The organism is Microcoleus sp. bin38.metabat.b11b12b14.051 (genome assembly GCF_013299165.1).
In the GTDB taxonomy this organism is placed as follows: domain Bacteria; phylum Cyanobacteriota; class Cyanobacteriia; order Cyanobacteriales; family Microcoleaceae; genus Microcoleus.
On record NZ_JAAFKD010000006.1, the window covers coordinates 24841 to 38514 of the forward strand.

General features: G+C 45.8%; 10 protein-coding genes. 5 read left to right on the top strand and 5 right to left on the bottom strand.

From position 1 onward, the window contains the following. Nucleotides 1-48 precede the first annotated feature (48 nt). The 4 genes from QZW47_RS08870 to QZW47_RS08885 all read left to right on the top strand — a co-directional run bounded on the left by QZW47_RS08870 (nt 49) and on the right by QZW47_RS08885 (nt 6403). On the top strand, nt 49-3057 hold the full coding sequence (locus QZW47_RS08870) for a hybrid sensor histidine kinase/response regulator (protein WP_293126202.1): 3009 nt from the start codon (nt 49-51) through the stop codon (nt 3055-3057). 581 nt (nt 3058-3638) lie between these two features. Next, the gene (locus QZW47_RS08875; protein ID WP_293126204.1) at nt 3639-4658 is read left to right on the top strand and encodes a chemotaxis response regulator protein-glutamate methylesterase; all 1020 of its coding nucleotides are present in this window, start codon (nt 3639-3641) and stop codon (nt 4656-4658) included. A gap of 98 nt (nt 4659-4756) precedes the next feature. After that, nucleotides 4757-4933 carry a hypothetical protein gene (locus tag QZW47_RS08880; RefSeq protein WP_293126206.1) on the top strand — a complete coding sequence of 59 codons (177 nt, stop codon included), beginning with the start codon at nt 4757-4759 and terminating at the stop codon, nt 4931-4933. Between the two features lie 138 nt (nt 4934-5071). Then, entirely contained in the window at nt 5072-6403 is a 1332-nt protein-coding gene (locus QZW47_RS08885; protein WP_293126208.1) for an adenylate/guanylate cyclase domain-containing protein, read from the top strand. A gap of 1075 nt (nt 6404-7478) precedes the next feature. On the opposite strand, the gene QZW47_RS08890 is transcribed toward QZW47_RS08885, so the two are convergent. The 5 genes from QZW47_RS08890 to lpxC form a co-directional block, all read right to left on the bottom strand. After that, entirely contained in the window at nt 7479-8747 is a 1269-nt protein-coding gene (locus QZW47_RS08890) for a DNA cytosine methyltransferase (protein WP_293126210.1), read from the bottom strand. A gap of 23 nt (nt 8748-8770) precedes the next feature. Beyond that, nucleotides 8771-9943 carry a lipid-A-disaccharide synthase gene (gene lpxB, locus QZW47_RS08895; RefSeq protein ID WP_293126212.1) on the bottom strand — a complete coding sequence of 391 codons (1173 nt, stop codon included), beginning with the start codon at nt 9941-9943 and terminating at the stop codon, nt 8771-8773. A 559-nt stretch (nt 9944-10502) separates the two neighbouring features. Next, nucleotides 10503-11297, bottom strand: coding sequence for an acyl-ACP--UDP-N-acetylglucosamine O-acyltransferase (lpxA, locus tag QZW47_RS08900; protein ID WP_293126214.1), 795 nt, complete (start codon nt 11295-11297; stop codon nt 10503-10505). 280 nt (nt 11298-11577) lie between these two features. Continuing rightward, on the bottom strand, nt 11578-12099 hold the full coding sequence (gene fabZ / locus QZW47_RS08905; RefSeq protein ID WP_293126216.1) for a 3-hydroxyacyl-ACP dehydratase FabZ: 522 nt from the start codon (nt 12097-12099) through the stop codon (nt 11578-11580). A 239-nt stretch (nt 12100-12338) separates the two neighbouring features. Further along, on the bottom strand, nt 12339-13193 hold the full coding sequence (gene lpxC, locus QZW47_RS08910) for a UDP-3-O-acyl-N-acetylglucosamine deacetylase (protein ID WP_293126218.1): 855 nt from the start codon (nt 13191-13193) through the stop codon (nt 12339-12341). Here lpxC and QZW47_RS08915 point away from each other — a divergent pair. Further along, entirely contained in the window at nt 13182-13352 is a 171-nt protein-coding gene (locus QZW47_RS08915; protein WP_293126220.1) for a hypothetical protein, read from the top strand. The genes lpxC and QZW47_RS08915 overlap by 12 nt on opposite strands. The last annotated feature ends 322 nt before the right edge of the window (nt 13353-13674 follow it).

Genomic DNA, 13674 nt, shown 5'->3' on the forward strand with positions numbered 1-13674 from the left:
ACTCACGCGCATTGCCAAGGGTTGAAATAAATTAAGGATTAATAAAAAATGAGCAATCAAGATATGAGCAATTTCTCCATGATGGATTTATTTCGCATGGAGGCGGACACCCAAGTAGGAATATTAAATGAGAACATTCTGTTACTGGAAAATAACCCGAGTTCTCCTGCTGAATTGGAATCTTTGATGCGTGCTGCTCACTCGCTTAAAGGCGCGGCGCGGATTGTGGGACTGGATGCTGCTGTGCGAATCGCTCACGTGATGGAGGATTGCTTTGTGGCGGCGCAGGCTGGATCGATCGCCCTAGACTCACCTGATAAGATTGATGTGATGCTGCGGGCGATCGACCTTTTGGCCCAAATCAGCCAGATCCCGGAAACCGAGATCGAAAATTGGCTTCCGGTTAATCTATCGCAAATTGAAACCTTAGAAACTGCTATTTTAGCAATTATCAATAACGAACAATTAGATTTTAACAGCGGATATGAAGCAGAAAAAATAGAAATACCTATGATTTTGGCTAGCGATAATCCGCTAGAGTCATCATCGGAAAATTATCTTGTTTTTACCGAAACAACAACAAATTCCGCACAACTAAATTCAGATATTCATCAAGAAATATTGCCAGAATTGCCGTCTGTTGAAACTCCGGAAACTCGGCTGCTAAAAACTGATTTGTCGATGTTGGCTTTATTTTCAGGAGAAGTAGAAACTCAATCAATTCTGTTAAAGCAAACTTTGCTATCGCTCAAAAATAACCCCAATGAATACTTAGACTTGGACTCCCTCGTCAAATCCGCTCATTTAATTAAGGGTGCTGGTAGAATAGTTCATTTTAATGAAATCGTTAAACTTGCTAAGGCGATAGAAAATACATTTCTGGGACTTCAGAAGCACAAAGCTAGCTTAAATGAAAGTCAAATTGACAGCCTGCTTGTCGGAGTAAATATCCTGGTAAATATGCAGGAAATTCCGGCGCTGGAGATCGAAAATTGGCTTGCCCAACGAGACGGAGAAATAGATCAGATTGTGGCCGCGATCGCTCTCATTACCCAAGCAGCTCAAACTCAGCACCCAGCAATTACCTCGGCAGTTACCTCACAAAAATCGGCAGAGCTAACGAGTTCTCCAACAACGCCCGTACCGCCGCCACCGATATCTAAAAATGCTCCGTCGGCACCTACGAAAAATAGCGGTAAAACTTCTGCAAATGGCGATTTACAAGCAATAAATGTAGATCGACGCCAGACTAAAATTGCTAGCGGACAACCTTCAAGTTCAGATATTAGAGAAAACGCTCAAAAGGCGAAAGCGGCAGACCGCGTAGTGCGAGTAAATGCGGAAAATTTAAATCGGATTATGGGTTTGGCGGGCGAATCTTTAGTAGAAGCAAAATGGTTGCAACCGTTTGCTGATTCATTGTTGAAACTGAGAGCAAATCAAGGGCAATTGTATAGTTTGTTGGAGAAATTGCAGGAATCTTTAAGCGATTCTGTCCTGGATCAGCGCTCGGAAGATTATCTGGGGAGTGCTCGCAAAAAAGCTAACGATTGCCGCCATATTTTGTCCGATCGCCTCAACGAACTAGAACTGTTTGCGCGCCGTTCGGCAAATTTGTCTGACCGCTTGTACCGAGAGGTGATTGCTAGTAATATGAGACCGTTTGCCGACGGCGTGCAACCTTTTCCGCGAATGCTGAGAGATTTGGCGAGACAGTTGGGCAAACAAGTGAAATTTGAAGTGCTGGGCAAATCTACTCAGGTCGATCGAGATATTTTAGAAAAATTAGAAGCACCGCTGACGCACATTTTACGCAATGCTCTCGATCACGGTATCGAGGCTCCTGAAGCTCGTTTAGCTGCGGGAAAACCTGCCGAAGGTACGATCAGGATGGAAGCAGCACACCGCGGCGGGATGCTGTCAATTACCGTCTCGGATGACGGTAAGGGAATAGAATCGGAAAACCTGCGCCAAAAAATTGTGACTAAGGGGATGGTGAGTGCGGAAATAGCGGCGAATTTGACTGAACCGGAACTGATGGATTTTTTGTTTTTGCCGGGATTTTCTACTGCTAGTCAAGTTACGGAAATTTCGGGGCGCGGCGTGGGCTTGGATATTGTGCAAAGCATGGTGCAGGAGGTTGGCGGCATTCTGCGAGCGACATCTTTGCCGGGAAAAGGTATGAATTTTCATTTGCAGTTGCCGCTAACTCTGTCGGTAATTCGGACGCTGTTGGTGGAAATTTCGGGGGAACCTTATGCTTTTCCGCTGACTCGGATCGATCGCATTGTGATGGTTGACTCTGCTGAGATTGCGATCGCCGAAAACCGACAGTATTTTACTCTTGACAACCAAAACATTGGTTTGGTGACGGGTTATCAAGTGTTGCAGTTACCGCCGCCCGATCGCAAGTTGGATTTGCTGCCGGTGATCGTGATTAGCGATCGATCTAGCAGTTACGGTTTGGCTGTAGACAAGTTTCTAGGGGAACGCGATTTAGTTGTCAGGCCTTTAGATCCGCGTTTGGGTAAGGTAGCGGATATCAGCGCCGCTGCTTTTATGGAAGACGGTGCGCCGGTGCTGATTATCGATGTTGAGGATTTGGTGCGATCGACTGATAAGCTGCTGACTGAAACTCGGTTGCAAAAAGTTAGTCAAACTGCACAAACTGCTGAATCAAAAAATCGCAAGCGCGTTTTGGTCGTAGATGATTCGATTACAGTCCGAGAAGTAGAGCGAAAACTTTTAGAAAATCAAGGGTATGAAGTTGAAATAGCTGTTAATGGTATGGACGGTTGGAATGCTTTGCGAACGGGGCAGTTTGATTTGGTAATCAGCGATGTTGATATGCCGCGGATGACGGGAATTGAACTGGTAAGTCAAATTAAAAATCATTCGGGTTTAAAGTCGATTCCGGTGATTATTGTTTCTTACAAAGACCGCGAAGAAGATAGAATCAGAGGTTTGGAAGTGGGAGCAGATTATTATTTGACTAAAAGCAGCTTTCATGACGATACACTGTTAAATGCGGTAGTTGATTTAATCGGTGAGGCTTGAAAAGAAATATAGGGTTAACTTTTTTAATGAACACATAAAAATGAGCTAAAAATGTGGTAGGAATATTAGTAGGGTGCGTCAGCCTGCGTAATTTGCTCGATAATTGAGAAGCTGTTTGCTGACGCACCCTACAAGTAGTAGTAGGGTGCGTCAGCCTGCGTAATTTGCTCGATAATTGAGAAGTTGTTTGCTGACGCACCCTACAAGTAGTAGTAGTAGGGTGCGTCAGCCTGCGTAATTTGCTCGATAATTGAGAAGTTGTTTGCTGACGCACCCTACAAGTAGTAGTAGGGTGCGTCAGCCTGCGTAATTTGCTCGATAATTGAGAAGTTGTTTGCTGACGAACCCTACAAGTAGTAGTAGGGTGCGTCAGCCTGCGTAATTTGCTCGATAATTGAGAAGCTGTTTGCTGACGCACCCTACAAGTAGTAGTAGTAGGGTGCGTCAGCCTGCGTAATTTGCTCGATAATTGAGAAGCTGTTTGCTGACGAACCCTACAAGTTTTGTTTTAAATAAAATTCCGCAAAAAAAACTGGCTCGGCAGGCTCCGATAACGACCCGCAACCGAAAATTAATCAGCTATGAAAAATTTCAACATGAAAATAGCGATCGTCAACGACACGCTGATTGCTGCTGAAGCCTTGCGCCGAGTTTTGGTAACAGTACCCGAGTATGAAATTGTTTGGATAGCTGGCGACGGGGCTGATGCTGTGTCGAAGTGCGCCCGCAATACCCCGGATTTGATTTTGATGGATTTGATCATGCCGGTGATGGATGGCGTTGAGGCGACGCGCCTGATTATGAAGCAATCTCCCTGTGCGATTCTGTTGGTGACATCTTCGGTAACAGGTAATGCGGGCAGGGTTTTTGAAGCTATGGGATATGGGGCTTTGGATGCTATTAATACGCCGATTTTGGGGTTGATGGGCAATTCCCCAAGCGGTGGTGCGGAGCTATTAAAAACTATTTCTAAAGTCGCTAGGTTGATTGGCAAAACTAACTCGACTTCTATATTTCAGAGCGCTACTCCAAAATGCTTGACTCCGCCGCTGTTGGCGATCGGCTCTTCGACTGGCGGGCCGCAAGCTTTGGCAACTCTGCTATCGGGTTTACCGCCAAATTTATCGGCCGCGGTGGCGATCGTCCAACACGTAGATGCTGAGTTTGCTCCTGGTTTGGCAGATTGGCTGAGTCAGAAAACTAATTTGTCGGTGGGTGTCGCAGTTGCCGATCGACCTTTGGAAGTCGGTAAGGTGGTAATTGCCGCGACTAACGACCACTTAGTATTACAATCTAATTTAACACTTAAGTATACGAAGGAACCTTTAGACTATCCTTACCGCCCCTCAGTAGACACTTTTTTTCAAAGTGTCGCCCAACACTGGCCGGGTAAAGGGGTGGCAGTGCTGTTAACCGGCATGGGCAAAGACGGCGCTAAAGGGCTCAAGGTTTTACGAGCGGCCGGCTGGCACACGATCGCTCAAGACCGCGCTAGCTCAGTAGTTTACGGGATGCCGAAAGCGGCGGCCGAATTGAACGCGGCGGTGCAGGTTTTGTCGGTGGAGGCGATCGCTCCAGCCTGTCTCAAATATTTAGTCTAGAAAATACTAGAGATGTTTGGGCCATAAGGCTTAGGGTCTTAAGCATAATGGCCGGTGGCACGCAACACTTTCACTTAAGATAATTTACCTACGGGGTGATGATTTGGCAATTTGATTGCGGTTTGTATGTTGCAGCAATCCGTAGGTGTACGGGCAATGCTGCGGGTACCGGCCACCAGGGAGCCAGCAGCAGCCGGGGAGCCAAAAATTGGCGATCGCAGCCCTTGCAATTAATTTCAAGCGTGCTAGGCTGTGTAAAGATTTTGCAAAAATGACCCGGTAACATTTTACAAACCTAGTATTATCACCTGGTAAGCGTACTTAAATAACACCGGAGTCGTTATTGGTATTGACAAAATTTTCAAGTAAAAGTTTTTATCCTCTCCAGACAATGGCCGTTGCCCGATCTAGTTATGAACTTAACTCACTCTCAGGCTATTGAATTCGATCGCATTCATACAGTAAATCAACGAGAAATCCCTGAATTCAACGGCAACGTGGTAAAGTTGAAATTTGAGGATAAGGGAAACAATGGAAAAAAGGCAGTTACAGCGCGAGATAGCGCCATTGTCAGTAACATCAACTTAGAGAGAAGCCTCCATTCTATTGACTTAAATTTACCCTTCAATTCAGAAACAAAAAAAATATCCAGCTTGACCCAATCCACTGTCACAGTTTTACTGGTTGACGATCAGGAAATGATCGGCGAAGCAGTGCGCCGAATGCTAGCCAGTGAAAAAGATATTAAATTTTATTACTGTAACGATCCCGCCCAAGCAATTAATAAAGCATTAGAGGTGAAGCCAACAGTCATCCTCCAAGATTTAGTAATGCCAGAAATAGATGGATTGCAGTTGCTGCGATTTTTTCGAGCGAATTCGCTGACGCGAGACATTCCGATGATCGTCCTCTCCAGTAAAGAAGAAGCGGAACTTAAAGCGCAAGCCTTCTCCTTGGGTGCTAACGATTATTTAGTAAAATTGCCCGATCGAGTGGAACTCATAGCTAGAATCCGCTATCACTCCAAAGCTTATATGCACCTGTTGGAAAGGAATCTGGCATATCAAACTATGCAGGATTATTTAGAGAAATTAGAGATAGAACAAAAAAAATCCCAAGAGTTGCTGCTAAATATATTGCCAGAGGCGATCGCCGAAAGATTAAAAAAAGAACAAGGAATAATCGCCGACGAATTTGCAGCAGTCAGCGTCATGTTTGCCGATATTGTGGGCTTCACTCAGTTGTCAGCATCAATATCGCCGAAAGACTTAGTACATTTGCTCAACGATATATTTTCCAAGTTCGACGAACTCGCCCAAAAGCACGGTTTAGAAAAAATTAAGACAATTGGTGACTCTTATATGGTAGTAGCCGGACTGCCAAATCCGCGAGAGGATCATGGAGATGCGATCGCCGAAATGGCGCTAGATATGCAAGAAGCTATCAGTACATACAGAGAAAAGCTCGGCATCAGTCTCAGCATCCGCATCGGCATTCATTCCGGGCCAGTGGTAGCCGGAATCATCGGTACAAAAAAGTTTATTTACGATTTGTGGGGCGATACGGTAAATACCGCTTCTCGGATGGAATCTCACGGTATCCCGGACGGAATTCAGATTACGGAAGCAACTTACTTGCTCATAGAAAATAAGTATGACTTTGAAAAACGCGGTTTAATTAGTGTTAAAGGTAAGGGCCAAATGGCTGCTTATTTGTTGAAAGGAAGATTGGAAGTTGATTTTTAATTGGGAAGATCGTATCCTGTGAATTACCAACCAGAAAAAGGGTTTGTAGTGAAAACTTTAGTCCTGGCTTTTTGGCGGACTAAAGTCCTCACTAGGAACCAGGAAAAGGGTTTGTAGTGAGGACTAAGGATCGCGAATTAAATAATTTACACAAGTTTGTGGGGTGTCCCGCCCGCCCTTTCGGGACGGGCGAGACGCCCATCCCACAAGAATAAAAGTGTAAGTTATTAAATTTTTATTCCTAAAGTCCTGGGTTTTTGGCGGACTAAAGTCCTCACTACGAACCAGAAAAAGGGTTTGTAGTGAAAACTTTAGTCCTGGGTTTTTGGCGGACTAAAGTCCTCACTACGAACCAGGAAAAGGGTTTGTAGTGAGGACTAAGGATCGCGAATTAAATAATTTACACAAGTTTGTGGGGTGTCCCGCCCGCCCTTTCGGGACGGGCGAGACGCCCATCCCACAAGAATAAAAGTGTAAGTTATTAAATTTTTATTCCTAAAGTCCTGGGTTTTTGGCGGACTAAAGTCCTCACTACGAACCAGAAAAAGGGTTTGTAGTGAGGACTTTAGTCCTGGGTTTTTGGCGGACTAAAGTCCTCACTACGAACCAGGAAAAGGGTTTGTAGTGAGGACTTTAGTCCTGGGTTTTTGGCGGACTAAAGTCCTCACTACGAACCAGGAAAAGGGTTTGTAGTGAGGACTTTAGTCCTGGGTTTTTGGTGGACTAAAGTCCTCATTACGAACCAGAAAAAGGGTTTGTAGTGAGGACTTTAGTCCTGGGTTTTTGGTGGACTAAAGTCCTCATTACGAACCAGAAAAAGGGTTTGTAGTGAGGACTTTAGTCCTGGGTTTTTGGCGGACTAAAGTCCTCACTACGAACCAGAAAAAGGGTTTGTAGTGAGGACTTTAGTCCTGGGTTTTTGGCGGACTAAAGTCCTCACTACGAACCAGGAAAAGGGTTTGTAGTGAGGACTTTAGTCCTGGGTTTTTGGCGGACTAAAGTCCTCACTACGAACCAGGAAAAGGGTTTGTAGTGAGGACTTTAGTCCTGCGTTTTTGGCGGACTAAAGTCCTCACTACGAACCTTGTAGATAATATTGTTCCGCTTCCGACCAATTTAGTTTAAGCAGCGATTCATCTCCACCTGGAAGTTTGACACTCGGCTTGGTTACTTTCACACCCAAAGCGCTAATAATCTGCGCTGCTACAGCTTTCGCCAGCAACGGCGGTACAGAATTTCCGACTTGGCGAAAACCGTGCCATTTTGTGACGTGAAATCTAAACCAGTCAGGATAGGAATGCAGCCGCGCAGCTTCCCTGACTGTAATGCACCGAGGGGCGATCGGGTGAATTGGCCTTGGCGAAGTATAAGCGCCTCTCGCCCTGTCGGTTCCAGCCCTGAGAGTGTTGCAAACTCCGTCTGGGTGCAGCTTGTAAAAACGGCTGATCGGCTCTTTTTCGCCGTAGGCTGCTGCTGCAAATCTTTCCATACATTCTACAGAATGTTTGGTGCGCCGGCTAGATGAGAGGATTTGTCGATCGTACTGGCGATCGTAACTATAATCATTTTCAAAATCATCGAATCCGCGCAAAAAACTCGCGTAATCGCTGTGGCAGTTTCCGTACTCTGCCATTACCCAATCTCGGTGCAGCAACTCGCTATACTGTTCTACTTCCGGCAAATCTCCGATCGCATCCAATACTGTCGGAACCGCAGGTAAATTAACTTTTTTATAGCGTTTAGGAAGTTTCTTTTTAGGTAAAAAAGTAGTTTGCTGAGGGTATTTAGGCAGATCGTAGCCTTTTTTTGAGCCAATCAGAAACAATCGTTTGCGAGCTTGCGGTACTCCGTAATGAGCGGCGTTGAGAACTTGATAGTTTTCTTCTACTTGATACCCTGCTTCCAGAAAAGAGCTAATTAAAAGATTCAGGAGTTCTTTGTGTTCGCCCGCCACAATTCCCGGCACGTTTTCCATGACAAAAAACTTGGGTTTTAACTCTAAAACCAAGCGCTGAAAGTGAAAAATTAGAGAATTTCGCGGATCGTCCACATCGCGCTTCCCCATCAGCGAGAATCCTTGACAGGGCGAACCGCTGATTACCACGTCGATTTCGCGCCGCCCGATCGCAGATTTTTTCCTAATTTCCGATCCCGTGAGTTCTGCGACATCTTTGCACAATATAGAACACAGCGGGAAGTTAAACTCGTGGGTAGCGCAGTGAATTGGGTCAATTTCGACTGACGCAAGTACATCAAAACCTGCTTGTTCAAAGCCCAGGGTCATTCCGCCTGCACCTGCAAATAAATCAACAGCGATCGGTCGCTTTATCCGATAGCTTGGCATAATATTTTAATACTAAAATTGCTTTAAGAAGCTGTATTTAATTTAACATTTTTCATTATTTCTGCCGCCGCGCGATCGCACACACCGACATCTCCGAGACTTTCGCGCATTTCCCGATAATCCGCTAAGGTTTGCTGGCGTCGATCGGCATTTTGCAGTAATTCTAGGGCGTGGAAAACTAGATTTGCCGCAGTAGCCTCATCTTGCAGCAACTCCGGGACGATCGGCTTCATTTGCACCAAATTGGGGGGAGAGATAAAAGGAATCGACAATTTCAGCACGTGGCGAGCAATCATCGCCGTAATCCGACTGACGCGGTAGGCGACAACTTGCGGAACGTCGAGCAAAGCTAATTCCAAATTAACAGTACCAGATTTGGCGATCGCCAGATCCGCAGCCGCCAAGATTTCCAGATTTTGATTTTCCAACAAAGTAGCCCGCAAACCGTAATTATCGATCGCTGCTGCGATTTTGCTGCGAAAAGCGGCTTGAGAAAGCGGAATCCAGAAATGAACCTCCGGCATTTTAGCTTGAATAATTCGAGCTGCCTCAAATATCACCGGCATCAGGTACTTAAGTTCTTGCTTTCTAGAGGCGGGAATTAGCGCGATTGACACCTGTTCCGGCTCAATTCCCAAAGTTTTGCGAGCCTCGAACCGACTGGGCGCAGATTGCATTCTATCCACCAAAGGATGACCAACCCAGCTCACTTGAGATCCTTGTGCGCCATAATAACGAGCTTCCTCGGGGAAAATCGCCAAAATGCGATCAGCAATCCTGACAATTAGCTCAGTATTCCGAGGAGAAATCGAGCAAACCCATTCTTGAGGTGCGATGTACCAAACCACAGGTAAACCGGGCAAATAGCGGCGAATGTAGCTACCAATACCGAGATTGGGAGTCAAATAATCAATCAATACAACAGCATCTGGACGGAAGTTTTTCAAGTATTCTTTAGCTTTTTGCTGAACTTTGATCGTGGGCAAAATATACGGCACTGATTCGATAATGCCCATAGAACCAATACCCACAGTATCGCCTAAAATAGTAGCACCAGCTTCTGCCATGCGAGGGCCACCCAATGCGGTTATTTCTAACTCCAAACCAGCGGCGACAGCATGACGTTTCAATGCAGCGACTAACAAAGCTCCTTGCAAATCGCCTGAAACCTCCCCAGTGCTGATAAAAATTTTCATATTTGTTGTTAATTAAACTCTGACTTTAAACAGGTGAGATTTGTTGGAGCAATTCAGTCACAGCATCGTATTGATATGGCATATTAGCACAGTGCCATAGTGATTCGACAAGATTGCCTAAATCTTTGATAGAGCCAGTCAACCGCAGATTTCAGGCAGATTAACGCAGATCGACGCAGATAATTTCAAGAGCAGAAACCGAATGAGTGCAAGAGGTCTCATTATAAAAAATATTGCTACAAAACAAAATTTTGCTTGCTTCCACGGGGCCGAAGTATCAGGTGCGTCGCTATAGAACCCATTTGAGATCTATTTTGCGTAAATCTCAGAAACCGGGTTTCTCTGTATATTTCTCGTCACCCAACCCAAAAACTCGTAGAAACCCGGTTTCTCGCCCCTTGCGTAAATCTCAGAAACCGGTTTCTCTCTATATTTCTCGTCACCCAACCCAAAAACTTAAAGATGTCAAATGGGTTCTATAAGATTTTCGATATTTACTTAGAGATTTTTCAGGGCGACACACCCTACAAATACTCTTGCATGATTTTCATAATTGGTATTATTTCTTACCAGGAATCAAACCGCGCCGCCCTTTGGTTACAGACTGCTGCACAAATCTCCGCAGGTGCTGCAAGTGGTGATTTTCTGGTAACAAGTCCAACTGTTCCAAAGCTTCATTGAGAGTGTAGCCGGAATGGTATAAAATCCGAAAAGTTTTCTTTAAAATTAGCAAATCTTCTGGGGTTAAACCCGCGCGTTCGAGGCCTATTTTGTTGATAGCTCGCACTCGCGAAGGATTCCCTTCGATTAGCATATAGGGAGGCACATCTCGATCGATCCTGCTCAAGCCACCGATCATGGATAAGCGGCCGATGTGGACAAACTGGTGAACGCCCAAAACCCCGCTGAGTCTGGCTTGCGACTCAATTTTGACGTGTCCGGCTAGGGCTACGGCGTTGGCGATGATTACTCGATCGGCAATATCGCAATTATGACCCACATGAACGTAAGCCATCAACATATTATGATTGCCGAGTGTGGTGCTTTCCCCCGCTCCTGTAGCGCGGTTGATTGTCACATATTCCCGAATCACATTATTGTCGCCAATTGTTACCCTAGTTGGAGAACCCTCATATTTCAAATCTTGAGGTTCCAAACCAATCGCCGCACCAGGGAAAATTTGATTGCGAGCGCCTATTTCTGTTAGTCCGTCGATAATTGCATGGGCGCCAATCTTAGTCTCCGGCCCGATTTTCACTCTTTCCCCAATTACAGCATAAGCGCCCACTTCTACAGTCGGGTGCAGTTCGGCGCGGGGATGAATCACAGCAGTTGGGTGAATCAAAGTAAGCATTTGTCAGTTTTTAAGTAGAAGGAAGAAGGAAGAAGGAAGAAGGAAGAAGGAAGAAGATATACACAGCAAGCTTTTTAGCGACCAGTATTTTACGTTGTTTAATTAGGTGGATTTACTTAGATGGTAATTAGTCATTGATAATTTATAATTAATAATTGATAATTTGCAATTTTGCTTCACCAAACAGTTATTAGTTGTGAGCTCTTACCAATTATCTATTCTCATTACCATTACCAATTTCCATTGCCAATTCCCCATTCTCCATTCCTTATTAGTAAATCTAATCTACCATCGAAAACGTCAGTTCTCCTTCACAAACTTTTTGTCCGTCCACTTCGGCGATCGCCTGCATTTTTCCGAAGCGGCGGCGTTTTACCCACAGCAATTCAACAGTCATCAGCAACTGATCTCCCGGTACAACTTGACGGCGGAACTTGACTTTATCAATGCCGGTAAACATCCACAATCCTTGCTCGATGTCGGGCAACTGAGCCAGAACAATACCGCCAACTTGAGCCATCGCTTCCACAATTAAGACCCCAGGCATAATCGGTCTTCCGGGAAAATGACCTTGAAAATGCGGTTCGTTGAAAGTCACATTTTTAATTCCTACAGCCTTCTGCGACGGCACGTAGTCAATGATTTTGTCTACCAGTGCAAAAGGATAGCGGTGAGGCAACAATTTCTGAATTTCTTCGAGAGTAAAAGTAGATTTAACCGCTGGAGAATCCTCACCGTTGTCGGTGGGAACGAATTCTGAATTAGCAGTATTGAGCGTGTTAACTTCTGTCAGCGTGGACATTGCTTGAAGACTTTTGAGTGTGGTATTACAGAAGGAAGAAGGAAGAAGGAAGAAGGAAGAAGGAAGAAGGAAGGCTTTAGTTATCGTCACCAGAGAAACAATCCACTGCAATGGTTTGAGTAATTAAGAACTTCCTAACCACCTTGGCTGTTGCTATCTAAACGCAAGGCGCAAGGGATGGCGTCTTGGGTTGTGAATTGTAACTGCAAACTATAACTGTAAATTGGCCCGAACCTGTTCTAACTTGTCTGCTTCGCGACTCCAGCTTGGGAGTTCAGCGCTAAGGCAAGTTGGACGTGCAGGTTATGACTGGCTTTGTAGGCCAAGTAGTGAGCTTTTGGCCAAGTTCCCAGCAGACTGAGGTCGCCTGCTAAGTCTAAGATTTTATGGCGCACGGGTTCGTTAGCAAATCTCAAAGGCGGGTTGAGCCAGCCGGAGCGATCGCAAACCAGGGCGTTCTCTAGGGTACCACCTTTGATCAAACCTGCTTGTCGCAATTGGTCAACTTGGCGGGCAAGTCCAAAAGTGCGGGCTGGGGCGATCGCCATCGCAAAACTTTCAGCCTCTGGCGACCAACTGTACCATTGATTGCCGATCGCCTGTTCTTCAAAATCAATTCCGTAGCTAAACCGAGTTTCCGCTGACGGTAAAGCCGCGACAAAAGCATCCCCGTGACGCACCCACACAGGCTCAGCCACAACGAATGACGGATCGGAGTCTGCCTCGCCTTCTTGAGAAATTAAGCCGGTATGGGCGATCGCCTCTACCCAAACCCGAGCCGAACCGTCCAGCAGTGGCACTTCCGGCCCATCAACCTCAATTCGAGCATTATCCGCTCCCATACCTGCCAAAGCGGCTAACAGATGCTCTACAGTGCGAATTTGAGCATCGATACCTGCGAGCTCAGTCGAAAGTGCCGTCTGAGAAACCGCCTCAATTTTTGCCGGAATTATCGGAGCACCGGGCAAGTCAGTTCTGACAAAATAGCGGCCTTCCCCAACCGCAGCGGGCAGGACTCGAACGCGAGTTTGTTCGCCGCTGTGCAAACCGATTCCTGATAGTTCAAATTCAGATTTTAGGGTGTGAATAGTCATGGGGCATGGGGCATTGGGCATTGGGCATGGGGCATTGGGCATGGGGCATTGGGCATTGGGCATTCTACTCGTTACCAGGCTCTGCCTGGTAACGCCGATCGGTCGGCTCTGCCTCGCGTAGCCAAGGGAAAAAGGAAGAAGGAAGTTAAGCGTAGTTAACTCCTTAACTACATCCTAAGATGTGCTTAATGCCCTCGACTACAGCCGCCACAGCCGCGATATCTAAAAATGACTGGAATGGCACTATTATCGAGGTGATGCTAGCTCCAATTGCAAGACCTCCTAGAACCTTTACTACTGCGGCGGGTATCATAATTGACATAGATGGCACACTAGCTGTAGCAGCAAAGGTTAAAAGTCCCCCCATTAGAGCAATGATCGCGATCAACTCCGACGGTCCGACAGTATGACAAGAGCTAGTTTCTGCTAACAGCATTTGAGTAAATTGCAATATCGGAAAAAATGGACTCATCTTGGGCTG